Raw genomic sequence first — 22415 nt, forward strand, 5'->3', positions numbered from 1 at the left:
TAAGTGCTGCGCCGAGGTGACATAGGCGGAACGCGTGCCCAGCCACAATCCAAGGATCTTCCATGACCTCCCCGTCACCGCAGCAGTCCTCCCTCCTCCTCCCTGACGCCCCGAAGCGCCGCAGGCTCCTCGAATTCCTGGGCGCCGCCTCGATCATCGCCACCTACGTGGTGCTGGTGCTCACCCAGCCCGCTGACATCGCCGCTGGCCCGGGAAGCCTGGCGGCCCTCGCGGCCATGGGCGGTTTCCTGCTGGGTGCTGTGCTGCTGGTTGTCGCGGTCCTGCCCACCCTGCCAACCTCCACGGTGGTGCTCATCCCGATCGCCATGGTGCTCAACATTGTCCTGGGCCAGTTCGTGGGCAGCACCCTGGTGCCGTTCTACCTGGACGCCATCGGCACCGTGCTGGTCGCGGTCCTCGCCGGGCCCGCTGCCGGCGCCGCGACGGGCGCGCTGAGCTCGCTCGTGTGGTCCTTGTTCAACCCCACCGTCCTGCCGTTCGCCGCCGGTGCCGCGCTGATCGGCTGGCTGGCCGGCGTCGCCGCCCGTGCCGGGGTGTTCCGCCGCTTCTACCTCGTCCCGTTTGCGGGCTTCCTCGCCGGCATCCTGGGCGGCGTTGTCTCCGCCCCGATCGCCGCCTTCGTCTTCGGCGGAACGTCCGGCCTGGCCACCGGGGCCATCGTGTCAGCGTTCCGCGCCATGGGTGACTCGCTGCTGGCCGCCATCACCAAGCAGGCCCTCATCTCCGACCCCGCGGACAAAGCCATCGTCTTCACCGTTGCCGCCCTGCTGGTCTACGCCCTGCCGCGCCGCACCTCCTTCCAGTTCCCCTTCGTCCGCCGCCACCGGGTGCTTGCGGGCAAGGGCGCCGCGGACGGGGCGCCGGCACCGAAGGCATGAGCTCCGGCCGATTGTCGCTGGAGCGCCTGAACCCGCTGACCACGCTCACCGCCGCGGCCGCCGTCGCGGTCATTACGACGGCGGCCGGGAACCGGCTGTTCTCGGCAGCGGTCTTCGCCGGGCTGCTGCTGCTCGCCGCACGCCAGGCGCGGGCGGCCTCGATCCTGGGCAGCTCTGCGGCGATCCTGCTGCCGTTCTGGACCGCGTTGTTGCTCATGCACGGACTGTTCTTTCCCGAAGGCCGCGTCGTGCTGCTGGAATTCGGCCCGGCGGCGGTGACGCGGGAGGGCCTCCTTTTCGCGCTCGACGCCGGCCTGCGCACCGGGGTGTTCGTGCTCGCCTTCCTGCTGTTCTCCTTCACCGTCCGGGTCCCGGAACTCGTCGCCGTCCTGTCCGCCCGCGGCATGCCGCCCCGGCTCGGCTTTGCCGCGGCTTCGGCGCTCACCCTGCTCCCGGCGGCGGGCGAACGGCTGCGGCGCATCCGGGCCGCCCAGGAAGCCAGGGGGCTGGTGGTCGGCCGCAGCCTGCCCTCGCGGCTCCTGGCCGCCAGGCTGCAGGCCGTGCCCCTGGTGCTCTCGCTGGTCCACGAATCCGGGGAGCGGGCCCAAGCCTTGGACGCCCGTGGCTTTTCCGCGCCCGGTCCCCGCAGCGCGCTGCTTGCGGTACGCGACTCGTTCCGCCAACGGACCGCCCGGCTGCTCCTCATTGCGTCGGCCGTTGCCGCCGTCGCCGGCCGGGTGGTCTTCGCCCTGACAGGCGGGCCGCAATGAACGGGACTGTTCTCGCCGCGCACGTGGAGTCTTTCCGCTTCCACGACGCAGACGCCCCGGCGCTGCATGACGTCACTGTGAGCGTGCCTGCGGGCAGCCTCACCGCGGTGCTGGGCGGCTCCGGCAGCGGCAAGAGCACACTCGCGCGGCTCCTCGCCGCCTGGCTGCCCGGGCACCATGGCGGAACCCTGCGCGGCCGCCTGGACCTGGGTGCCGCTGCCTTTGAGTTCAGCGGCACCGGCGACGACCCCCGGATCGACCCCGGGGCCTGGGCGGCGCACGTGGCGTACGTTCCCCAGGACGCGGCCGCCGTCCTGTCCACGATCAAGGACACAGTGGCCGGAGAGCTGGCCTTCGGACTGGAAAACCAAGGCATTCCGCCGGAAGAGATGCGGCTGCGGATCTCCGAAACCGCCCGGCTCACGGGAATCGAGGGTCTCCTCGAACGGGACCCAGCCACGCTCTCCGGCGGTGAGCTCCGCCGTGTGGCCATCGCGTGCGCCGTCATCGGCCGGCCTGCCGTGCTCCTCGCCGACGAACCCTTGGGTTCCCTGGACCCCGAAGGTGCCCGGGCCGTCGAAGACCTCCTTCGGCGCCTGCCCGGCGAAGGAAGCTCCGTCGTGGTGTTCAGTTCGACGGCGGACTCCCTGTGCCGTGCCGCTTCGCACTGGACGGTCATCGGCGGCGGGCAGCCCGGCGGTGCAGCGTACGACGGCGGGCGGCAGCTGGCCGTCGGGACCCCCGGTGAACTGCTGGCCGGGAACGCCCTGGCGCGCTCCGGCGTCGTTGTTCCAGACATTGCAGTTCCGGAGGGGGTGCCGGCAGCTGCGGCTGCCCGCACGGCCGTCGTCCACACAGCAGCGCCGCTCCTGGAACTGCGGGATGTCTGCTTCAGCTACGGCGCCGGCACCGTGGACGTGTTGCGCGGCGTGGATCTGGCGGTGCGGCCCGGCGAGGTGGTGGCCGTGACGGGACCCAACGGCAGCGGGAAGTCCACGCTGCTGCGCCAGCTGAACGGACTCCTGCGTCCCAGCGGCGGCGAGGTGCTGCTCAGGGGCCGGCCCACGGAGGACACTGCGGCCGGCCTGCTCGCCGCCGACGTCGGGCTCCTCTTCCAGGACCCGCGCTTCCAGCTGTTCGAGCGGACGCTGGAGCGGGAGGTTGCGTTCGGACTGGGCGACTGCCGGCGCTTTGGACGGCGGACACGCGACGGAACGGCGCGGGAACGCGCACGGGCTGCCCTGGCCGCCGTCGGGCTCGAAGGGCAGGCGGGCGGGCATCCGCTGGAACTGCCGGCGTCCGCGCGCAGGTTGCTGGCCCTGGCCACGGTCATCGCCAGGGAACCGGCAGTCCTGGCCCTGGACGAACCGACCGTCAGCCTGGACCGGCCCGGACTGGACATGCTGGACCGGGCCATCGCGGCCGCCACGAAGCGGGGTGCGGCGGTGGTCATGGTCACCCACGAGCTTCGGTACGCGGAAGCGCGGGCGCACCGCGTGCTCCGTCTTGACGGCGGGGTGCTGGAAGCGGCGGACTAGCCCGGATACGACGGCGGGGCGGTACCGGAGGGTGCTCCGGTACCGCCCCGCCTGGGGTCGGCACGTCCGGCTTGTGCCCGGACAGGCCTGGATGCCGCTGGTTCCTGGCTTTGCTCCTGCGGTGCGGAGGGCTAGGAGGCGGCGGGTGCGGAGGCCACGCCGGGGGCCAGGAAGCGCTTGCCGTTGACGCGCTCCGAGGCTCCCGTGCGGTCCAGGTACGGGGTGATCCCGCCCAGGAACATCGGCCAGCCCGCACCAAGAATGACGCAGAGATCAATGTCCTCCGGCCCGGCCACCACGCCTTCCTGGAGCATCAGGCCGATTTCCTCGGCCAATGCGTCCTGCGTGCGGCGCAGCACCTGCTCCGCTGTGGAGGGGGAGTCGCCGAAGGACATCAGGGACAGGGTCTCCGCGGGGATCTCCCGGGAGCCGTCCGGACCCTCGACCCAGAGCGTTTTCACTCCGTTGTCGATCAGCTTCTGCAGGTTGTGCGAGACAGCGAAACGGTCCCCGAACGCGGTGTGCAGGGATTCCTGCACATGCTGGGCCACCGGGAGGCCGACCATCGCCGCCAGGGTGAACGGCGACATCGGCAGGCCCATGGGCCGCAGTGCGTTGTCCGCCACTTCGGCCGGGGTGCCCTCGTCGAAGGCCGCGATCACTTCGCCCATGAGGCGCAGCAGGATGCGGTTCACCACGAAGGCCGCGGCGTCCTTGACCAGCACGGCGGTCTTCTTCAGGCCCTTGGCCAGTTCGAAGGCGGTGGCGAGGACGGCGTCGTCGGTGTGCGGCGCCCGGACGATTTCCAGCAGCGGCATGACCGCCACCGGGTTGAAGAAGTGGAAACCCACCAGGCGCTCGGGGTGGGCGAGGCCTTCGGACATGGCGGTGACGGAGAGGGACGAGGTGTTCGTGGCCAGGATGCAGTCCTCGGAGACAATGGCCTCGACCTCGGCGAAGACCTGCTTCTTGACGTTGAGTTCCTCGAACACGGCCTCGATCACGAAGTCGGCGTCCGCGAAGGCCTCCTTGGACACCGAACCGCTGACCAGGGCCTTGGTGCGGTTGGCGGCGTCCTGGCTGATGCGCTTCTTGCCCAGCAGCTTGTCCACCTCGGCGTGCACGTAGGCCACGCCCTTGTCCACGCGTTCCTGGTCGATGTCCGTCATGACCACGGGCACCTTGAGCTGGCGGGCGAACAGCAGCGCCAGCTGGCTTGCCATGAGTCCTGCGCCGACCACGCCGACCTTGGTGACCGGGCGGGCCAGCTTCCGGTCCGGTGCGCCGGCGGGCCGCTTGGAGCGCTTCTGCACCAGGTCAAGGAATGCGTACACCGTGGAACGGAATTCGTCCGTCTGCATGAGGCCGGCGAGGGTTTCGCATTCCAGGGCGGCGGATTCCGCCTGGCTCAGGGTGCGGTTGGCCTCCATGATCTCCAGGACCTTGGCCGGGGCCGGGGAAGCGTTGGAGGTCTTGCCCTCCACGAAGGCGCGTCCGCCCGCGACGGCGGCGGCCCAACGCTCCGCGACGGCGGAATCGGAAGGATCGACGGCGTTGCGCCGCTCCGGGGAGGCTGTACCGGCGATGACCTGCGCGGCCCAGGCGATGGACTGCTCCAGGAAGTCGGCGGGTTCGAAGATGGCGTCCGCGATGCCCAGTTCGAAGGCCTGGGGTCCGCTGAGCGTGCGGTTGTTGCTCAGCGGGTTCTCGATCATGACCTTGACGGCGTTCTCCGGTCCGATGAGCCGTGGCAGCAGGTAGACGCCGCCCCAGCCCGGGACCAGGCCGATGAAGGCTTCCGGAAGCGCCAGCGCCCCGGCGCCCGTGGAGACCGTACGGTAGCTGGACTGAAGTGCGATTTCCAGGCCGCCGCCCAGGGCCAGGCCGTTGATGAAGGCGAAGCTCGGCACGCCCAGGGAGGCCAGGGTGCCGTAGACCTCGTGACCCAGCTGTGCCATCCAGAGGCCGTGCTCGCGTTCCTGCAGGGTCTTCACCGCCGACAGGTCGGCACCGGCCACCAGGAAGTACGGCTTGCCGGTGACGCCGACGCCCACGATCTCCCCGCGGGCCGCGCGTTCCTTGAGCGCTTCCAGGGCCGTTCCGAGCTCCACCAGGGTGTTCGGGCCGAGGGTGGTCGGCTTGCTGTGGTCGAGGTCGTTGTCCAGGGTGATGAGGGCGAAGGTTCCCGGACTGGTCCCGTTCACCGCCGGGAGGACGATGTCCTGGACATAGGAGTGGGTGACCGTTTCATCGGGGAAGAGATCGGCCAGTTTGCGGAAATCTGCGGCGCTCATGCTGCGGCTCCCTCGCTGTTGTCGGTGCTGTCGGCGGCGGCCCCGTAGCCGGGGTGGTGGGGGTTCTCCCAGATGACGGTGGCGCCCATGCCCAGGCCGATGCACATGGTGGTGATGCCGTACCGCACCGAGGGATCTTCCTCGAACTGGCGGGCCAGCTGGTTCATGAGGCGGACGCCGGAGGACGCCAAGGGGTGTCCGACGGCGATAGCCCCGCCATAGCGGTTGACCCGGGGGTCGTCATCGGCGATGCCGAAGTGGTCCAGGAAGCTGAGCACCTGTACGGCGAAGGCCTCGTTGATTTCGAACAGCCCGATGTCCCCGATCGACAGGCCGGCGTTCTTCAGCGCCTTTTCGGTGGCCGGGACGGGGCCGATGCCCATCACTTCGGGTTCGACGCCGGCGAATGCGTAGGAGACCAGGCGCATCTTGACGTCCAGGCCCAGTTCTTCGGCGGCGTCCGCGGAGGCGAGGACCGCCGCCGTCGCGCCGTCGTTCAGGCCCGCCGCGTTGCCGGCGGTGACACGGCCGTGCGGGCGGAAGGGCGTACGCAGCTCGGCGAGATCGGCCACGGTGGTGCCGGGCCGGGGCGGTTCATCGCTGGTGTGGAAAGCCCAGCCCGCGCCCGGCTTCTTTGCCGCGACGGGCACCAGGTCCGGCTGGATCTGTTCCTTGGCGTAGGCGGCGGCGAGCTTGGCCTGCGAGGCGGCGGCGTACGCGTCCGTCCGTTCCTTGGTGATGGCGGGGAAGCGGTCGTGCAGGTTCTCGGCGGTGTTGCCCATGTTCAGGGCGGCGGGATCCACCAGGCGTTCGGACATGAAACGCGGGTTCGGATCGGCCCCGGCTCCCATCGGGTGGTTGCCCATGTGCTCCACTCCGCCGGCGATCACGACGTCGTAGGCACCGAAGCCGATGCCGCTCGCCGTCGTCGTCACTGCTGTCATGGCGCCGGCGCACATGCGGTCGATCGCAAAACCGGGGACCGTACGGGGGAGCCCGGCCAGCAGGGCAGCGGTGCGGCCGATGGTGAGGCCCTGGTCGCCGGTCTGGGTGGTGGCGGCGATGGCGACTTCGTCGATGCGTTCCGCGGGCAGGGCAGGGTTGCGGCGGAGCAGTTCGCGGATGCACTTGACCACGAGGTCGTCGGCGCGGGTGCCGGCGTAGATGCCCTTCTCTCCGGCCTTGCCGAATGGCGTGCGGACTCCGTCGACGAAGACGACGTCGCGGACCGCCCGCTGCTGCGTGTTCCCGGTGGGGCTCATGGGTACTCCTCTTCGAGACTCATCGTGTACTGCCTCTTCGAGACATGGGATGTGGCGGGCGCACTGGGTGCGCCGTTCTCCACTTATGTTACTCACGAGTAACTTATGGGGCAAGGCCGGAACCGGCGCGGCGGAATTCCCCCGGACGGGGGAGCCGCTCCACCCGCGGAGGGGATCAGCGGCCAGGGGCGCCGCCGCAGGCTGGAACCATGACAACACACCATCACCCGGCACGACATGACGCATCCGCCGCCTCCCGCACCGCCAACACCGTGCGCTGGCTGGCCGCCGCAACGGCCGTCTTCGCCGCACTCTACGCGGTCACCGGAACGTTCGTGGGGCTTTCCGGCCGCCCGTTCCCCGTCGGCGACGGCGACCCCTACTCGATGGCCCTGCTCCATGACGCACCGGAATCCCTGCTCGGCTGGGCCCTGACGGCGCTCGCCGGCGCAGCGGCCCTGCTCGCCACGCTCCTCGCCGCCACCGCCACACGCAAGCGGGTCCTTCCCGGCCTCCGGGCGGCAACCACGGCAATGGCCGCCGTCCTGGGCCTGGCAGCGCTGGTCCTGGTGGGCGATGCCCGCCTGCTGTCCGTCCTCGGCTACATCCCCGTGATCCTCGTGAAGGCTTCCTACGATCCGCAGATCCAGCAGGCCCTCCCCAGGCTGGTGGATCCGGCCCAAGTGAACCTGCTGGCCCTCGCCGCCGGCGCGGCGCTGTGGCTCCTCCTGGCCGTCGCCGTGAACCGCAAGGCACGGAACGCCTGCACAAGGTGCGGCCGCAGCGGGCGGACCGCAGGCGGTCCCTTCAGCAGGGACGCCGCGGTCCGGTGGGGACGCGTCGCCACGGTGGTGGCAGTGCTCGCCCCGCTGCCCTACGCCGCCACCCGGATCTGCTGGGCCCTCGGCTTTCCGCTCGGCGTGGAGCCCGGCATCCTGGACGGCATGCAAACGCAAGGCATGGACACCAGCGCCCTGGGCCTGGGCGGAATGGCCGTCCTCGGATCCGTACTGACGCTGGGCTTGATCCAGCGTTGGGGCGAGGTCTTTCCGCGTTGGATCCCCGGCCTTGCCGGCAAGCGGGTGCCGATCTCCCTGGCGGTCGTTCCGGCCTCCTTCGTGGCGATGGCGATCATCCCGGCCTCGGCCACGATGCTCATGATGGCGGGACTGCCCTCCGAGGGGACCATCCCGGGCTTCAGCCTCAGCAACTGGGCGCCGATCGGTCCGGCCTTCCTCTGGCCGCTGTGGGGCGTGGCGCTCGGTGCGGCCACCATGGCCTACTGGCTGCGGCGGCGCGGCAGCTGCGCTTCGTGCCATCGCGCGGAGTGATGGGCAACAATGGTGCCCGTGGGCCATATCAGCTCGAAGCAGCGTCCGAAGCCCCGCCCTCCGGCAAAGGCACGGCTGTCCGCGGTGACGCGGACGGCCGTGTTCCTCATGATCGGCGGGCTGCTCGCGGTGCCGTATGCCGCCGTCGCGCTCTGGATCGCACAGCTCTGGCAGGTGGCCGCAGCCAACCCGCTGGCCCTGCCGAGCGGCTTCCTCATTGCCGCCGGGCTATTGCTGGTCCCGTCCACCCTCCGCGTGATGCGGGCACTGGAGCGGACGGCCGCCAACGAACTCCTCGGCATCGCCCTTGAAGAGGCCGAAGGCACCACCCGTCTGGCCGACATTGCCCGGGGCGCCGTCTGGTTCATCACCCACCTGCTGTCCGGTGCGCTCGCGGTCGCCGTCCTGGTCTTCGTGCTGCCCACCTTGGCGGCCATCGCGTTCGCGGTGCTCGACGGCGGTGGCGCGGCGGGCCTGGCACCGTTCACCTCCCAGCTGCTGCCCGGCGTCGACACGGGCACTGCGGCCTGGCTCCTGACAGCCGCGGGCCTGGGCGCCATGGCGTTGCTCGCCGCGATCGCGAGCCAGCTGCGGGTGTGGGCCGTCCTCCTGCTAGGGCCGTCTGAACAGGGGAAACTCGCCATCGCGGAGCGGCACGCGCGGGAGCTCGCCCGCCGGAACGAACTGGCCCGGGAGCTCCATGACTCGATCGGACACGCCCTGACCGTCACCACCCTGCAGGCGGCGGCCGCGCGCAGCCTGTTGGCGAGCGATCCGGAGAAGGCCGCGGCGTCCATGGCTGCGGTGGAGGATGCCGGACGTGCCGCCCTCGAAGAGCTGGATTATGTCCTGGGCATCCTGCGCGCACCGGCCGGCGCTGCCGAAAACCTGGCGGAACGGCTGCGCGGCCTGGTGGCCAGGCACGGTTCGCCGGGCCCTGCTGGGCTGACGCTGGCCGGGGACACCGCCGTCGTGCCGGAAACCGTGGCGGCCGAAGCGTTCCGCATGGTCCAGGAAGGCCTCAGTAATGCGGCGAAGCATGCGCCGGGTGCGGTGTGCGCCGTTGAGGTGGACATCCGGGGAGCCGCTGCGGCGGGCGTGCTTTCCCTTCGGCTGCGGAACGGGCTCCCGACGGACGTCCGGTCCGCCGCGCCGCAGGCGCCCCGTGCGGGGACCGGCGGCCGCGGCCTGGGCGGGCTTGCCGAGCGGGCCATGCTGCTGGGCGGCACCTTCAGCGCCGGAGAGTCCGACGGCGCCTGGTGCCTGGGTGCCGAACTGCCCTGGGGAGGAGGGGAATAATGATCCGCCTGCTGATCGTGGACGACGAACCGCTGGTGCGCTCCGGATTGCGTGCGATCCTCGAAGGCGCGCCGGACTTGGAGGTGGCCGGCGAAGCCGGGGACGGCGCGGAGGTGCCGGCACTGGCCGCCAAGGTGCGGCCCGACGTCGTGCTCATGGATGTCCGCATGCCGGGCATCGACGGAATCCAGGCCACCCGGCTGCTCCTGGCCGGCAACGGTGCCGCAGGGAGCACGCCGAAGGTCCTCGTGCTGACCACTTTCGGCAGCGACGACTACGTCTACGAGGCCCTGCGCTGTGGTGCCGCCGGCTTCCTGCTCAAGCGCGCCCGGCCGGAGGAAATCATCCAGGCCGTCCGGACCGTGGCCGGCGGGGACAGCGTGGTGTTCCCGGAGGCGGTGCGGCAGCTGACGGCGCCAAGCCGGGACGGATCCGCCGCCCTCGCCGCCCTGAGCGCGCGCGAAAAGGACGTCCTCACCGAGCTCGCCGCCGGGCGCAACAATGCCGAGATCGCGGAGGTCCTGTACCTCAGCCCGGAGACGGTCAAGAGCCACGTGGCCTCGCTGCTGGGCAAACTGCAGGTGCGGGACCGCACCCAGGCCGTGATCCTGGCCTACGAAACAGGCTTCGTCAGGCCGGGCCGGCGGTAGCCGGGGTCAGTCCGACGACTTGGCGTCCTTGGCGTCTTTGGGCGGCAGCGGCTCGGGATGCAGGCTGGCCTCGGCCAGGATGGGCGCCGTGATGCCGATCTGCCACTCCCGGGCGCCGAGTTCGCGCAGTTCAGCGGCAATGGACTCCGTGGTGATGTCCGACGGCGGCCGCCACAGCACGCGCCGCAGGTAGTCCGGCGTGAGGAGGTTCTCGACGGGGAGCTTCAGCTCCTCGGCGGCTGCCTGTAGGCGGGGACGGGCGGTGGCGAGGCGGGCGGCGGCGTCGGGATCCCGGTCCGCCCAGACGCGCGGCGGCGGGGGAGCGTTCGTGGGAAGGTGCAGCGGCGGGAGTTCGTCCAGGCCCTTGGCGATCGAAATGCAGCGGAGCCAGCGCGGGGCTTCGCGTTGCGCCGCGCGCCCGTGGAAGCCCTTGGTTGCGAGCAGCTGCGGAACGGTGGAGGGCAGCGATTTGGCGGCGGCCACGAGGGCGGAATCCGGGATGAGCCGGCCCGGGGCGACGTCCCGCTTGCGTGCCAGTTGGTCCCGTTCCAGCCAGAGTTCCCGTACTGCGGCCAGTTGGCGGCGGTCACGGATCTGGTGCAGCCCGGACGTCTTGCGCCAGGGATCCACGCGCGGGGCCGGGATGCCGTTCGCCAGGATGCCGGCGAATTCCTGTTCCGCGAACTCCAGCTTTCCGTCCGCCTCGAGCAGTTCGATCAGTTCCTCGCGGAGTTCGGCCAGGACCTCGACGTCGAGCGCGGCGTAGCGCAGCCAGGGCTCCGGGAGGGGACGGGTGGACCAGTCCGCCGCGGAGTGTTCCTTGGCCAGGCCGAAGCCCAGCAGCTGTTCGATGACGGCGGCGAGCCCCACTCGCGGCAGCCCGGCCAGTCGGGCGGCGAGTTCGGTGTCGAAGAGCTTGTCAGGCCACATGCCAAGCTCGGCCAGGCACGGCAGGTCCTGGGTGGAGGCGTGCAGGATCCACTCGACGCCGGCGAGTGCTTCGTTGATGATCTTGAGGTCGTCGAACGGTTCCGGATCGATCAACCAGGTGCCCGCGCCTTCGCGCCGGATCTGCACCAGGAAGGCCCGCTGTCCGTAACGGAAGCCGGAGGCTCGTTCCGCGTCCACGCCCGCCGGGCCGGTGCCGGCGGCGATGGCTGCCGCGCAACGTTCCAGCCCGGCCGGGGTATCGATGACGAGCGGCACGCCTTCGCGGGGCGCGTCGAGGTCGATCACCTCGGGAATGGGATTGTCGAAGCCCTCCACGGTGATGTGGGGGGCGGGTTCAGCAGCCGGGCCGCCGGCTGTGTTGGGTTCCAGGTTTTCAGGACTCATGGTGCCTTACAGTCTAGCGATCAGTTCAGGCGCCGGGACGGCAACGGCGTGACTCCGGGCGGCAGGGGCGGCAGGCCGGCGAAGGTGCACACCATGTCCGACCATGCTTCGAGGTGCGGGCGGGCGTCGGAGGAAGCAGGGGTCCAGGAGGCCCGCAGTTCGATGTCGATAGTCTCCGGGCGGCCCGCGAGGGTGCCGAAGCTTTCGGAAAGGATGCGCGTCGCGGTGCCGCCGGCTGCCCGGTAGGGAGCTCCGTGGTTTTCGAGGGCTTCGACCAGCCAGGTCCAGGCGACGGAGCCGAGCATTTCATCGTTGCCCATGTCGGCCTCAAGCTGCGCCCGGATGTAGGTCACGATCCGGAATTCGCCGTCCCAGACAGCGGAGCCGTCCGGATCGTGCAGCAGGATGAAGCGGCCGGTGGCGAGTTCGTTGTCTTCGTCGTCGTCCGGAGAGCCCGCGCTGTCCGCCGCGAAGGCCAGCGCCGCGGGGCCATGGACGGGCTGCTGCCGGCGGGCCGTCGAGGGGGCGAACACTTCGGCGCCCATGGCAACGGCGTAAGGGGCAAGCCGGGTGGGCGCCGGGATCTCGCCGAGCCTCAGTTCGCGCCGGCACTGGGCCTTCCGGAGCGACCCCAAGGCGTAAAGAAAATCCTCAGGAAGCTGTGATATCGCGTTCACCTTGGCAGGTTATGTGGCCGGGGCGGCGAAGTCCCGGAGGCACGCCGCCCCGGCCGGGGTGCTACTTGGCGGAGAGTTCCCGCTGGATCGCCGCGGCAAACGCGTCGATGTCTTCTTCGGTGGTGTCGAAGGAGCACATCCAGCGCACTTCACCGGTGGATTCGTTCCAGTCGTAGAACTTGAACGAGTTCCGGAGACGGTCCGCGACCCCCGGCGGCAGGATGGCGAAGACGCCGTTGGACTGCGTGTCCTGGGTGGGCTCGACGCCGTCGATCAGGTCCACGGCGGCACGCAGGCGGGTGGCCATGCTGTTCGCGTGGGCCGCCGAGCGCAGCCACAGCCCGTCCTCGAGCAGGGCGATGAACTGGGCGGAGATGAAGCGCATCTTCGAGGCGAGCTGCATATCCATCTTGCGCAGGTACTTCAGGCCATGGGCGGCCTCCGGGTTGAGCGCAACCACCAGCTCACCGAAGAGCAGCCCGTTCTTGGTGCCGCCGAAGGAGAGGATGTCCACCCCGGCGTCGCGGGTAAAGGCCCGCAGGGGAAGGCCGAGGTGCGCCGCAGCGTTCGCCAGCCGGGCGCCGTCCATGTGCAGCTTCATGCCGCGTGCGTGGACGTGGTCCGCGATCGCTTTGATTTCCTCGGGCGTGTAGCAGGTGCCCAGCTCCGTGGTCTGCGCGATCGAGACGGCCAGCGGCTGGGCACGGTGCTCATCACCCCAGCCCCAGGCTTCGCGGTCGATCAGTTCCGGGGTCAGCTTCCCGTTGTCCGTGGGGACCTGGAGGAGCTTCATGCCGCCGATCCGCTCCGGTGCGCCGTTCTCGTCAACGTTGATGTGCGCGGTGGTTGCGCAGATCACCGCACCCCAGCGTGGCAGCACGGACTGCAGGGCGACCACGTTTGCGCCGGTGCCGTTGAACACGGCGAAGGTCTCGGCGCCCTCGCCGAAGAGCTCCTCGATCATGCCTTCGAGCTTGCGGGTGTATTCGTCTTCGCCGTAGGCCACCTGGTGGCCGCCGTTGGCGGCTGCGAGGGCCGCGAGCACCTCCGGGTGGACGCCGGAGTAGTTGTCGGAGGCGAAGCCGCGGACCGCGGGATCGTGGATCCGGCCGTGGACAGCCTGGGCATCCGCGGACTGCGTTTCAGCGGACTGCAGGGCAGTAGTCATGGGTTCATTCACTCTTTCAGTCTAAGGAGGAGGGGGCCGGGCGCCGGCTCAGGGAGCCAGGAGGATCCGCTGGCCATTCAGCTCCGCTGCCGGCTGCTTGAACAGCCCGACGGCGGCCGCGGCCAGGTCTTCGACGTCCGTGAATCCGGGGAACTTCCGTTCGGGCTGGGCCTGCCGCATGCGGGCGTCGACGAGTGCCTTGACAGCGAAGACGACGGCGGCGCTGTGCTGCTCCACCGGGTTCTCCTTCGCGCCGGACTGCTCCTTGCGGAAGCCGTCGGCGACGGCGAAGGTCCAGGCCTCCGCGGCAGCCTTGGCCGCGGCGTACGTGGCCGCGGCGGCAGTCGGGGAGGCCACCGCCGTCGAGCTCACCATGGCGAGCCGGCCGGCGGGGGAGTCCGCGAGGTCGCGGTAGAAGACGCGGGACACATTGCGGAGGGTGGTCACCGCGGCGGTGGAGAGGACATCCCAGTCCTCATCGGGCTGGTCCTCGATGCCCGTGGCTCCGCGCCAGCCGCCCACCAGGTGGAGGACACCGTCCACGGGGCCGGCCGCGGCGTGCACTTCGGCGGCAAGCTCCCGCACGGCGTCCAGGCTGGCGAGGTCGCACACCAGGGGAGTGACGCCGTCGCCGGCTTGTTCCGCGGCGGCCGCGATGCGGGCGGGGTCGGAGCCGACAGTGAAAACGCGGTGGCCCGCGAGGGCAAGGCCGCGGGCGGCAGCGACGCCGGAAGCGCTGCTGCCGCCCGTGACCAGGACGTTAAGGGTTGCCATCAGGCGGCCGTCGAGCCCGTGATGCCCGTGGTGGATTCGATGACCGGACGCATCTTCTTCTCCAGTGCCTCGTAGAACATGGACAGCGGGAATTCGTCATCCATGACCTGATCGGTCATTTCGCGCGGGGTGCCGGTCAGCGGAAGCGCGTCGGGGCCCTTGGCCCAGACCGATGCGGGGTTGGGGGTAACAGTACCGGAGATCAGCTCGTAGGCGGCCAGCCAGTGGGCGGTCTTCGGGCGGTCGATGGAGCGCCAGTACAGTTCTTCGATCCGCTCGCCGAGTTCGACGACGACGTCGGCAACGTCCTCCCAGTCGATGCTGAGCTTGCTGTCGGTCCAGTGCAGCACGCGGTGCTGGTGCATCCAGGCGAACAGCAGCTGGCCGCCGAGGCCGTCGTAGTTGCGGACGCGGTCGCCGGTGATGGCGAAGCGGAAGATGCGGTCGAAGATCACCGCGTACTGGACCAGCTTGGCGTGCTTGCGGGCGTCCTCGGAGGCTTCCTCGTCCTTTTCGATCTTCACGGATTCACGGAAGGCGGTGAGGTCGCAGCGCAGTTCTTCGAGGGAGTACAGGAAGAACGGCATGCGCTGCTTGATCATGAACGGGTCGAACGGCAGGTCGCCGCGCATGTGGGTGCGGTCGTGGATGAGGTCCCACATGACGAAGGTGCGCTGGGTGAGTTCCTGGTCGTTGAGGAGCTCGGCGGCGTCTGCCGGCAGTTCCAGGCGGGTGGTCTCGGCGGCGGCCTCCAGGACACGGCGGAAGCGGGCGGCTTCACGGTCGGCGAAGATGCCGCCCCAGGTGAAGGAAGGGGTTTCGCGCACGGCGACGGTCTCCGGGAAGAGCACGGCGGAGTTGGTGTCGTAGCCGGGGGTGAAATCGAGGAAGCGGATCGGCACGAAGAGCTTGTTGGAGTAGTCTCCTGCTTCCAGTCCGCCGATGAACTCGGGCCAGATGACCTCGAGCAGCACGGCTTCCACGAGGCGGTTGGTACTGCCGTTCTGCGTGTACATCGGGAAGACGACCAGGTGCTGCAGTCCGTCCACACGCTGTTCCTGCGGCTGGAAGGCCATGAGGGAGTCCAGGAAGTCCGGGACGCCGAAGCCGGAGTCGGCCCAGCGGGTGAAGTCCTTGACCAGCAGTTCGAGGTAGCGGGCGTCGTGCGGGAAGGCCGGGGCCAGCTCCTCGACGGCGGTGGTGATGGCGGCGACGTGGCCGCGGGCGGCCTCGTGGTCGCCTGCCTCGGGGACGGAGCCGTCCTTGATCTGCAGGGCCTGCAGCGCCGTGGCGGCGGCCTTCAGGGAGCCCCATGCGGGGTTGTCAGCGGTGATGCGTCCGCGGGTCGCGGTGGCGGTGGTGGTCATCGTTGACGGTGCCTTTCCTCAGTGGTTTTCGATCTGAGGCGAGCGTAGCAAGCGAACAGCGTTGCTAAGTCAAAAGATGCCCGAGCATAAGAAACTCTATTGCATAAGGCCCGTGAAACGGCCGGGAGATCCAGCCCCCGAAGAGGCTGGACCTCCCGGTCCCGTCCGCACCGCCTTTATGCCGGTGTTTCCACGAGCTTCAGCGACACCGAATTGATGCAGAAGCGCTGGTCGGTGGGCGTCGGGTAGCCCTCGCCGTCAAAGACGTGGCCCAGGTGTGAATCGCAGTTCGAGCACCGCACCTCCACCCGTTCCATGCCCATGCTGCGGTCGTGCAGGTAGCGCACAGTGCCTTCCGCGAGCGGTGCCCAGAAGGACGGCCAGCCGCAGTGCGAATCGAACTTCTCCTTGCTGGTGAAGAGCTCGGCCCCGCACGCCCGGCACTGGTAGACGCCCGCCGTGTGGGTGTCCCAGTATTCCCCGGTATAGGGGCGTTCGGTCCCCGCCTGGCGCAGCACCCGGAATTCCTCCGGCGTGAGCTGTTCCCGCCATTCGGCCTCGGTCTTTTCCACGCAGGCGCCCTTTTCCGGCACCTCCTGGTGCGGGACGCCGGCGGTGAGGTCGGCGGCGTCGAAATACTTGCTGTTCTCCGCAGTGTTCATGCTTTCCTCAACGCTCAGGAGTCGCCGATGAATCCCGAACCGGCGTAGAGATGCAGCACAGGCAGTCCCAGCTGGTCCTGGGCCTTGTTCGCCCAGTCCGTGTGGAAGGTATCAGCGATGGCGTGCGGTCGGGTCACGACCACGGCCTGGGATGCATTGAGCGCCTTGACCTTCGCGACCAGGCCGGCGACAGCGCCGCCGTCGACGATCTCACCGGTGACGCCGCCGCCCAGGCCTTCCAGCGCCTCGAGCGAGGCTTCCAGGGCGCCTTGCGCGCTGGCGCGCTCCGCCTCCGGATCCGGCGCCTCGGAAAGTAGTTCCCGGAAGGCTTTCGCCACCTCCAGCATGGAGAGGTTCTCCAGGAAATCCACCAACAGGTGCCGTTCAGTATTCGCCGGCACCAGCACCACGATGGGGGCATCGCTGCCGTCCACCAGCTTGGCGATGTTGGCACGGTCGTCGTGGCCGAGGGGCTCTTCGCTCAAAATCACGATGGGATCGCTCATGGCTACAGCGTAGACCCGCGTCCGGCCGCACGGCAGGGTTTCGCCACCGAATCCGCGGGCGTTGCGGCGATTCCGGCAAAGCGTGGCCCGGCGTGCAAAATGGTCACATGGCAACCACCGTGCGCCCGGCCTCCGAATCCCCAGGCACTGGGGCCATGTCCGCCCGCGCCAAATGGACGCTGGCCGGGATCGCTGCCGGCAGCGGCCTGGCCGCCCTGCTTGGCGCAGGCAGTTCGGCCCTCGCGGCCTACTTCGCCCGGCGCGTCATTACGCCGACCGCCCGCGAAGCCAACCAGGAAATCCTGGCGGTGGTACGCGGCGACGACGGACTGCAGGTCATTCTCGCGGCCAACGAGGACACCACCTGCCACGGCACGTTCAGCCTCTTCTTCGATGGCGGCGCCGGGCACGCCCGGGTCGGCAGGATCGTGTCCTATTCGCCCGCGGAACGGACGGTCCAGCGCGAGGTCCAGGAGGTGTACAGCGGGGACCTGGCCGCGGCCCGCCGCGGCTGGTGGAGCGGCGCAGTGTACGCGTCCCCGGCGTCGCTGGGCCTGGCCGCGGAAGACATTGAAATCGAGGTCGACGGCGGACGTGCGCCGGCGTGGCTCGTCCGGGCAAATCCGGGTTCCACTGCGCGTGTGTGGGCCGTGATGGTCCACGGCCGCGGCGCCACGCGGCTCGAGTGCCTGCGTGCCGTCCCGCTCGCCCGCAGCCTTGGCATGGACAGCCTCCTGGTTTCCTACCGCAACGACGGACTGGCCCCCGCGGCCCCGGACGGCCGCTACGGCCTGGGCTCCACCGAGTGGCGCGACGTCGAAGCGGCCATCGGCTTCGCCTTGGAACAGGGCGCGGAGGAAGTGGTGCTGTTCGGCTGGTCCATGGGCGGGGCAATCTGCCTGCAGACCGCGGATCTTTCACGTTACCGGCACCGCATCCGGGCCATGGTGCTGGACGCACCCGTCATCGACTGGGTGAACGTCCTGGCGCACCATGCCCGCCTGAACAGGATCCCGTACGCCGTGGGCCGCTACGGCCAGTTGATGCTGGGACATTCCCTGGGCCGCAGGCTTACCGGGCTCGCCGCCCCCGTGGACCTGCGGGTCATGGACTGGGACACCCGGGCAGTGGAACTGCGCACGCCCACCCTGGTGATCCACAGCGTCGATGACGAGTACGTGCCGTACGGGCCGTCCGCGAGCCTGGCCGAACGGAATCCCGAGATGGTGACGTTCGAGCCGTTCCGCAAGGCACGCCACACGAAGGAATGGAATGTGGACCCGGAAAAGTGGGGGCGCCTGGTGCGTTCCTGGCTGGAGCCGCGGCTGACGCCCTTGGCACCCCAGCTCACGGGCAGCCGCTAGGGCCCCAGCATCAAGGTCTTCAGGTTCCTGACCGGCTCAGGCTCCCGCGATCGGTGCAATGCGCGCGTTGGTGAGCCGCGCGAGGTCCGCGGGGGCAAGCTCGATGTCCAGGCCCCGCCGTCCGCCGGAGACGAGCACCGTGGGAAAACCCAGCGCCGATTCGTCCAGGACCGTGGGTGAGGACTGGCGCTGGCCCAACGGCGAGATGCCGCCCAGGACGTAGCCCGTCCGCCGCTCGGCGGCTTTCGGGTCCGCCATGGCGGCTTTCTTGGAACCCAGTGACGCGGCGATGGCCTTGAGGTCAAGTGTTCCGCTGACCGGGACGATCCCGACGGCGAGCCTGCCGTCGATCTCGACCATCAGGGTCTTGAACACCCGGGAAGGGGCGACGCCAAGGACCTGGGCGGCTTCCATCCCGTAGCTTTCAGCCGCGGGATCGTGGGTGTAGGGGTGCAGCGTGTACGGTACGCCGGCCGCAGCCAGTGCGGCTGTGGCCGGCGTTCCGGACGATGCCTGCTTCTTTGCCATGAGCGTCAGGTGCCCTGGTGTCTAGGACTGCAGCCGCTCGGCGGCGGTGACCTTGCGCTTGATGCGGCCGAGCATGGCCGTCATGCCCCGCATGCGCAGGGGTGTGATGGCGCGGGTGAGGCCGAGGAGTTCCGGCATGTCGTCGGGCACGGCCAGGATTTCGGCCGCGGTCAGGCCGTCGAGGCCTTCGTGCAACACGCCTGCGAAGCCGCGGGTGGTAGGTGCCTCCGGCGGGGCCTTGAAGAACAGGCGGTAGCCCGGAGCGCCGTCGTCCTTGCGTTCCTGCTCAATGGTCAGGAACAGCGGCGACTGGCACTCCACCACCTGTTCGAGGAGTTCAGGATGGTCCAGGAGGCGTTCTGGGAGTTCCGGGAGGCCCCGGGAGAATTCCAGCAGCAACTGCAGGCGTTCGGGCTCGCTCAACGCCTGGAAGTCATCGACAATTTCCGCCAGTGCGGCGGGAAGGGTATTGGTACTCATCACGTCCAGCTTACGCAGTCCGGGCGGGGGAAGTGCCCCGCCCGGACCGATGATTCAGGAATGCAGGCGGCAGTCAGTTGGCCGATGCCGGAACGGAGCCGCGTTCGGCGCCCTTGACGATCGGGACGCGCACGGCGTTGCCCCATTCGGTCCAGGAACCGTCGTAGTTGCGCACGTTCTGGAAGCCCAGCAGGTACTTCAGGGCGAACCAGGTGTGGCTGGAACGCTCGCCGATGCGGCAGTAAGCCACCACCTCGTCGCCTTCCTGCAGGCCGGCTTCGCCGAGGTACAGGGCCTCGAGCTCCTCGCGGGTACGGTAGCTGCCGTCCTCCGCTGCGGCGCGCGCCCACGGGATGGAGGCCGCGGTGGGGATGTGGCCGCCGCGCAGTGCGCCTTCTTCGGGGTAAGCCGGCATGTGGGTGCGCTGTCCGGTGTATTCCTCGGGGGAGCGGACGTCGATCAGCGGCTTGCCGAGGTGCGCCAGGACGTCTTCCTTGAAGGCGCGGATCGGGGCATCGTTGCGTTCGACCACGGGGTAGTCGCCCGCGGCCGGCTGCGGAACATCGGTGGTCAGTTCGCGGCCCTCGGCGATCCACTTGTCGCGGCCGCCGTCCAGGAGGCGTACGTCTTCGTGGCCGAAGAGGGTGAAGACCCAGAGGGCGTAGGCGGCCCACCAGTTGGACTTGTCGCCGTAGATGACCACGGTGCTGTCGCGCGAGATGCCCTTGGCGGCGGCCAGGGCGGCGAAACCGGCTCCGTCCACGTAGTCGCGGGTGACCTCGTCGTTCAGGTCGGTGTGCCAGTCGATCTTGACGGCGCCCGGGATGTGGCCGGTTTCGTAGAGCAGGACGTCCTCGTCGGATTCGACGACGACGAGTTTGCCGTCACTGAGCGCGCCGCCTTCAAGGGCCGCGGCGAGCCATTCGGTGGACACCAGGCGCTCCGGGTGCGCGTACTTCGCGAACTTTTCGTTCTGTTCAACGGGGTAGGACATGGGCATGGCCTTTCACTGAAGATGGACGGCGCCGGAGCGGAAGACGGAACATCCGGCTGCCCGGCATGGAACCAACACTATCGACGCACCTGCGTGATTGCTGCGGGGCGGTCACATGGTGAAACATGGCTGCCCGCTCAGCCGTCCGCCGTGTCCGTGGCCGCCGCGCATTGCCGGTATTCTTGCTGAGGACTTACGACCGGAAGAACGGACCGTTTTGGTACAGATTGAACAGCTCGCCGCACGCACACCGGCGGTCTCCGCAGCCGAAATCCTGCAGGGCTTCCACCCTTCCCCCCGGTTCGGGGAGGTTTCCTTCGCGAGCTACCGGCCGGACCCGGCGCAACCCAGCCAGGCGGCCGCCGTCAAGGCGCTCGAAAGCTTCGCCGCAAGCGTCGGAAACGGCAGCGGCGGGGGGCTTTTCTCCCGGATCTTCGGCAAGAAGGACAACGGCCGCGCCGGCATCTACCTCGACGGCGGCTTCGGCGTCGGCAAGACCCACCTCCTGGCTTCGTTGTGGCACTCGGCCCCCGGGCCCAAGGCCTTCGGCACCTTCGTTGAGTACACCAACCTCGTGGGCGCGCTGTCCTTCCGCAAGACCGTTGAAGCGCTGAGCAGCTACAAGCTCGTCTGTATCGACGAATTCGAACTGGATGATCCGGGCGACACCGTGCTGATGTCCCGGCTTATGCGGGAACTGGCCGACGCCGGTGTCCGCCTTGCCGCGACGTCCAACACCCTGCCGGGTTCCCTCGGTGAGGGCCGCTTCGCCGCCGTCGACTTTCAGCGCGAAATCCAGGTCCTGGCGGACCAGTTCGATGTCATCAGGATCGACGGCGAGGATTACCGCCACCGCGGCCTGCCCGCGGCTCCGGCCCCGCTGAAGACCGAGGACCTCAAGCGGCACATGCATGCCGAGTTCGACGGACAGACGGTCGCCGTCGACGACTTCCGCCAACTGGTGGACCACCTCGCTGGTGTCCACCCCAGCCGTTACCGTCAGCTGATCGCCGGGATCGACGGCGTGGTGTGGCGCGACGTCGAAACCATCACCGAGCAGGCTGTGGCCCTGCGTTTCGTGGTGCTCGCCGACCGCCTGTACGACAAGGACGTGCCGATCCTCGCCAGTGGCGTACCGTTCGACAAGCTCTTCACCGAAGAGATGATGAACGGCGGGTACATGAAGAAGTACTACCGTGCAGTGTCCCGCCTGACGGCACTGGCCCGCGAAGGCCAGAACCACGAACCTTCCTAAGGTTTACTGCGGTCCTTGAGGACCCAGCGGATCACGATTCCCGCCACCAGGGCCCAGAACGCGGCACCGATTCCTGCCACGCTCAGCCCTGACGCGGCCAGCAGGAAGGTCACCGAAGCGCTGATCCTTTCCTCGGCCACGGCCAGTGCGGAGGCGATGGCTGACGCCATGGTGCCCAGCAGCGCCAAGCCCGCCACAGCCTCCAACAGGCCTTGGGGCGCGGCAGCGACCACGGCCACCAGCGCGGCCGAGAACGCCGCCAGCACCAGGTAGGCCAGGCCCGAGGTGAAGCCCGCGATCCATCGCCGGCCCCGGTCCGGCCCTGCTTCTTCTCCGGCTGCCAGGGCGGCACTGAGCGCGGCCAGATTAATGGCGTGGCCGCCGAACGGTGCGCCAAGGACCGTTCCCGCGCCGGTGACCAGCATCGACGGCCGCCACGGCGTGCTGTAGCCGAAGGACTTGAGAACGGCCACGCCGGGGATGTTCTGCGATGCCATGGTCACAATGAACAGCGGCAGGGCAATCCCCGCTGCGGCCTGCAGCGTGAACGCGGGCGTGGTCCATTCAAGCTCCGGGAGCAAGCGCCCGGCCGGAACAGCACCACCGTTGACGGCGATGTAGATGCCGATCACTCCCAACGCCACACCGAGCGACGCCGGAACCGACCAGCGCGGAGCCAGTTTCATCATCAGCAACCAGCACGCGATCACCGGCGCCACCAGCAGGGGAGCCTCGCCCAGGGCTTTGAACGGTGCGAGGCACAGCGGCAGGAGCACGCCTGCGAGCATCGCCTGGGCCAGCGAGGTGGGAATCTTCGCCATCAGCCGTCCCAGCGGAGGCAGCAGACCGGTCAGTGCGATCAGCACCCCCGCGAGCAGGAAGGCCCCGACGGCGGCCGGCCACCCGCCGTCGGGCGCTCCGGCTCCCGCGAGAAGCGCAGCACCTGGTGTGGACCAGGCGAGCGTCACCGGGACCTTGGAGCGCCAGGAAAGCCAGAGGACGCCAATGCCGAAGCAGATCGTCAGGGCGAGCAGCCCGCTGGCCGCCTGTCCGTCCGTGGCGCCGACGGCGCGCAGGCCGGCGAGGACCACGGCGAAGGATGAAGTGAAGCCGACCAGCGCGGTGACGACGCCTGCCGTCAGGGGCATCGAGAGCTGCGGGGAGCGCGGGGTCGGGGGAGCCGGTGGTGCGGCGGGTGCGGTGTTCGAATCAGGGGAGGGCATGATGTTCAACGGTACCCGAGGCCGCCGGACGGTTTCCGG

Annotated in this window: 21 protein-coding genes; 8 read left to right on the forward strand and 13 right to left on the reverse strand. The window is 69.4% G+C overall.

Annotated elements, in window-relative coordinates; genetic code table 11:
* The first annotated feature begins 62 nt into the window (after window positions 1-62).
* From BIU82_RS05750 to BIU82_RS05760, 3 genes are read left to right on the forward strand one after another with little or no spacing between them, the layout of a single operon-like run.
* Window positions 63-899, forward strand: a complete 837-nt coding sequence (locus BIU82_RS05750; RefSeq protein ID WP_070348522.1) for a glycosyl transferase family 9 — start codon at window positions 63-65, stop codon at window positions 897-899.
* On the forward strand, window positions 896-1669 hold the full coding sequence (locus BIU82_RS05755) for an energy-coupling factor transporter transmembrane component T (protein WP_070348523.1): 774 nt from the start codon (window positions 896-898) through the stop codon (window positions 1667-1669). The genes BIU82_RS05750 and BIU82_RS05755 overlap by 4 nt, the downstream gene beginning before the upstream one ends.
* Complete coding sequence (locus tag BIU82_RS05760) at window positions 1666-3207, forward strand: ABC transporter ATP-binding protein (protein ID WP_070348524.1); 1542 nt, start codon at window positions 1666-1668, stop codon at window positions 3205-3207. The genes BIU82_RS05755 and BIU82_RS05760 overlap by 4 nt, the downstream gene beginning before the upstream one ends.
* Window positions 3208-3338: 131 nt before the next feature.
* Here the strand turns inward: BIU82_RS05760 and BIU82_RS05765 are convergent, their stop codons facing one another.
* Window positions 3339-5501 carry a 3-hydroxyacyl-CoA dehydrogenase NAD-binding domain-containing protein gene (locus BIU82_RS05765; protein WP_070348525.1) on the reverse strand — a complete coding sequence of 721 codons (2163 nt, stop codon included), beginning with the start codon at window positions 5499-5501 and terminating at the stop codon, window positions 3339-3341.
* On the reverse strand, window positions 5498-6763 hold the full coding sequence (locus BIU82_RS05770; protein WP_070348526.1) for an acetyl-CoA C-acyltransferase: 1266 nt from the start codon (window positions 6761-6763) through the stop codon (window positions 5498-5500). Before BIU82_RS05770 ends, BIU82_RS05765 begins: the two co-directional genes overlap by 4 nt.
* Before the next feature lie 209 nt (window positions 6764-6972).
* Between BIU82_RS05770 and BIU82_RS05775 the strand changes: the two genes are divergently transcribed.
* Genes BIU82_RS05775 through BIU82_RS05785 form a run of 3 tightly spaced genes read left to right on the forward strand, consistent with a single transcriptional unit; the run spans window position 6973 to window position 10043 of the window.
* Window positions 6973-8094: a hypothetical protein gene (locus BIU82_RS05775; protein ID WP_070348527.1), complete on the forward strand. Its 1122-nt coding sequence runs from the start codon at window positions 6973-6975 to the stop codon at window positions 8092-8094.
* 18 nt (window positions 8095-8112) lie between these two features.
* Window positions 8113-9393: a histidine kinase gene (locus BIU82_RS05780; protein ID WP_171906506.1), complete on the forward strand. Its 1281-nt coding sequence runs from the start codon at window positions 8113-8115 to the stop codon at window positions 9391-9393.
* Complete coding sequence (locus BIU82_RS05785; RefSeq protein ID WP_216098999.1) at window positions 9393-10043, forward strand: response regulator transcription factor; 651 nt, start codon at window positions 9393-9395, stop codon at window positions 10041-10043. The genes BIU82_RS05780 and BIU82_RS05785 overlap by 1 nt, the downstream gene beginning before the upstream one ends.
* A 6-nt stretch (window positions 10044-10049) precedes the next feature.
* Here the strand turns inward: BIU82_RS05785 and BIU82_RS05790 are convergent, their stop codons facing one another.
* The 7 genes from BIU82_RS05790 to BIU82_RS05820 form a co-directional block, all read right to left on the reverse strand.
* Window positions 10050-11378, reverse strand: coding sequence for an HRDC domain-containing protein (locus BIU82_RS05790; RefSeq protein WP_070348529.1), 1329 nt, complete (start codon window positions 11376-11378; stop codon window positions 10050-10052).
* Between the two features lie 20 nt (window positions 11379-11398).
* The gene (locus BIU82_RS05795; protein WP_070348530.1) at window positions 11399-12055 is read right to left on the reverse strand and encodes a DUF3000 domain-containing protein; all 657 of its coding nucleotides are present in this window, start codon (window positions 12053-12055) and stop codon (window positions 11399-11401) included.
* 61 nt (window positions 12056-12116) lie between these two features.
* Entirely contained in the window at window positions 12117-13223 is a 1107-nt protein-coding gene (locus tag BIU82_RS05800) for a low specificity L-threonine aldolase (RefSeq protein ID WP_070348531.1), read from the reverse strand.
* 48 nt (window positions 13224-13271) lie between these two features.
* Entirely contained in the window at window positions 13272-13997 is a 726-nt protein-coding gene (locus BIU82_RS05805) for an SDR family NAD(P)-dependent oxidoreductase (protein WP_070348532.1), read from the reverse strand.
* Window positions 13997-15364, reverse strand: a complete 1368-nt coding sequence (locus BIU82_RS05810) for a DUF6421 family protein (RefSeq protein ID WP_070348533.1) — start codon at window positions 15362-15364, stop codon at window positions 13997-13999. Before BIU82_RS05810 ends, BIU82_RS05805 begins: the two co-directional genes overlap by 1 nt.
* Window positions 15365-15540: 176 nt before the next feature.
* A complete protein-coding gene (gene msrB, locus BIU82_RS05815; RefSeq protein WP_083292215.1) occupies window positions 15541-16026 on the reverse strand; it encodes a peptide-methionine (R)-S-oxide reductase MsrB in 486 nt (161 codons plus the stop codon).
* Between the two features lie 14 nt (window positions 16027-16040).
* Window positions 16041-16532, reverse strand: coding sequence for a hypothetical protein (locus tag BIU82_RS05820; protein WP_070348534.1), 492 nt, complete (start codon window positions 16530-16532; stop codon window positions 16041-16043).
* A gap of 107 nt (window positions 16533-16639) precedes the next feature.
* Here BIU82_RS05820 and BIU82_RS05825 point away from each other — a divergent pair, with 107 nt between their 5' ends.
* Window positions 16640-17896, forward strand: coding sequence for an alpha/beta fold hydrolase (locus BIU82_RS05825; protein ID WP_070348535.1), 1257 nt, complete (start codon window positions 16640-16642; stop codon window positions 17894-17896).
* 36 nt (window positions 17897-17932) lie between these two features.
* On the opposite strand, the gene ybaK is transcribed toward BIU82_RS05825, so the two are convergent.
* The 3 genes from ybaK to BIU82_RS05840 form a co-directional block, all read right to left on the reverse strand.
* A complete protein-coding gene (ybaK, locus tag BIU82_RS05830; protein WP_070348536.1) occupies window positions 17933-18424 on the reverse strand; it encodes a Cys-tRNA(Pro) deacylase in 492 nt (163 codons plus the stop codon).
* A gap of 21 nt (window positions 18425-18445) precedes the next feature.
* Window positions 18446-18904 (reverse strand): SufE family protein, encoded by a 459-nt coding sequence (locus tag BIU82_RS05835; protein WP_171906507.1) that lies wholly within the window; start codon window positions 18902-18904, stop codon window positions 18446-18448.
* Between the two features lie 73 nt (window positions 18905-18977).
* Entirely contained in the window at window positions 18978-19898 is a 921-nt protein-coding gene (locus BIU82_RS05840; RefSeq protein WP_070348538.1) for a sulfurtransferase, read from the reverse strand.
* A gap of 217 nt (window positions 19899-20115) precedes the next feature.
* On the opposite strand from BIU82_RS05840, the gene zapE reads away from it, so the two are divergent.
* Window positions 20116-21153 (forward strand): cell division protein ZapE, encoded by a 1038-nt coding sequence (zapE, locus tag BIU82_RS05845; protein WP_070348539.1) that lies wholly within the window; start codon window positions 20116-20118, stop codon window positions 21151-21153.
* On the opposite strand, the gene BIU82_RS05850 is transcribed toward zapE, so the two are convergent.
* A complete protein-coding gene (locus BIU82_RS05850; RefSeq protein ID WP_253182700.1) occupies window positions 21150-22301 on the reverse strand; it encodes a benzoate/H(+) symporter BenE family transporter in 1152 nt (383 codons plus the stop codon). The genes zapE and BIU82_RS05850 overlap by 4 nt on opposite strands.
* Between the last annotated feature and the right edge of the window lie 114 nt (window positions 22302-22415).

It is taken from the genome of Arthrobacter sp. SW1 (assembly GCF_001766675.1).
Lineage (GTDB): Bacteria > Actinomycetota > Actinomycetes > Actinomycetales > Micrococcaceae > Arthrobacter.